This window comes from Cyanobium sp. NIVA-CYA 375, assembly GCF_056108345.1.
Map to the genome: position 1 here is coordinate 1 of NZ_JBSYHW010000192.1, position 1,631 is coordinate 1,631.

2 protein-coding genes are annotated in these 1,631 nt (G+C 68.6%); both read right to left on the minus strand.

Annotation, left to right across the window (positions count from 1 at the left end):
• Nucleotides 1-1,061, minus strand: a 1,061-nt coding sequence (locus tag AC01FP_RS17455; protein ID WP_474481983.1) for a WcaI family glycosyltransferase, incomplete at its 3' end; no start/stop codon positions are given.
• On the minus strand, nt 1,054-1,530 hold the full coding sequence (locus AC01FP_RS17460) for a protein-tyrosine phosphatase family protein (RefSeq protein ID WP_474481984.1): 477 nt from the start codon (nt 1,528-1,530) through the stop codon (nt 1,054-1,056). The genes AC01FP_RS17460 and AC01FP_RS17455, both read right to left, overlap by 8 nt.
• Nucleotides 1,531-1,631 lie beyond the last annotated feature (101 nt).

Sequence of the window (1,631 nt, forward strand, 5' to 3'; positions counted from 1 at the left end):
GCGATCGCCGCCAGATCGCTGCCCGCCGGGCTGGTGCTGATCAGCGGCCGGCTGCTGGCCAGCATGCCGATCAGCTTGGAGGGCAGCACTAGATCGGTGGCTTCCGCCTTCTGGGGCAGCAGGTGCACATCGGCCATCGCCAGCCAGGCTTCCAGCCGTTCCGGCGGCTGCAGGCCGCTCAGGCGCACCTGCGGCAAATCGGCGCAGGCCCGCTCGAGCTGCTCCCGGCCCGGGCCCTCGCCGGCCAGCACCCATACCAGGTCCTGGCGGTGCTGGAGCCCACGGATCACCTCCACCAGCAGCTCCAGACCCTGCTTGCGGTTCATCGAACCCGAATAGAGCAACACCAGCTGATCGGGGCCGATTACCAGGGCCTGCCGGAAGGCCAAGGCGGCCTGCTGCGTACTGGCCTCAGCGTTGCCAGCCAGGTGCACCCAGTTGGGTAGCAGCCAGGTGCGCTCCGGCGCCACCCCCTTGACTGCCAGCCGCCGCACCATCGCCGCGCTGATGCTGCTCACCCGGTCAAAACCCTGCAGCAGAGTCCTTTCCCAGCCCTCGGCCAGCCGCCGCAGCCAGCCGCCCCGCAGCAACCCCAACTCAAAGGCCGCATCCAGCTCAAAATCCTGGATGTGCAGCACCGTGCGGCAGCCGCACAGCCGCCGCAGCAGTAGCGCCGCCGGCGCGCAGAACAGCGCCGGTGCCACCGTGATCACCACATCGGGCCGCCAGCGCCACTGCCTCAGTATCTGCGGCCCACTGCTCAGAGCGAAGGAGGCCAGATGCAGCAGCCGCGTGAAACCGCTCGGCCGGCGCGGCACCCACAGCGGGCAGCGGAGCAGCTGGGCCCCGTCGCGCAACTCTCGCCGGTAGCGGTTGGCCGCCCCGGCGGCGATCCGCCAGCCCGGAAAGTAAGGAGGCGCTGTGATCACCCGCACCCGATGGCCCCGACTCGCCAGCCAGCCGCCCAGCTCACCGGAATACTTGCCGATGCCCACCGGCTCGGGCGCGTAATTCAGCGTCACCAGCAGCAGGCGCAGTGGCAGCGGGGTGGGTTCAGGCACAGGTCTCCACCCCAGGCTGCTGGCTGAGCCACTGGTCGAGCAGAGCGAGCTGGCTGTTGGTGGGGTGGGCCGCGGGGTGCACTCGGCGCAGATAAGCCAGGCCGTCGTACACATCCAGGCAGTGCTCCAGGCAGAGCACCCCTAGGGCCACCAGCGGCGCCCGCTCCCGGCCAGCCCAGCAGTGCAAATACACCGCCGGGGATCGCCGCACCAGCTCCCGCGTGAGGTTGATGGCGTCGTTGAGCTCCTGCAGCTGCAATGGCCTGCCGCTGCGCACATCAGGCAGCGGACAGGAACTCCAGCTGATGGCCTGATCGCTGACTGGGGGCTGCTGCTCTACCACTTCGCCAACCTCGCAGAGGCTGACCACCGCTGCTACGGCCCGCTGGCGCAACCCCAGCCAGCGCTGCGGCCCCAAGGGCGCCGGTCCGATCGCCAATCGCCCCTGCAGCACCCAGAGGATTGGCATTGGAACCAGCAAAGATGCAGCGTTCAAAGAACCCCCAGTTTCAGGAAAGTTGTCACCCCTCTGATCAGTACATCCGGGGGCTTGAGGACATGACTAATGCG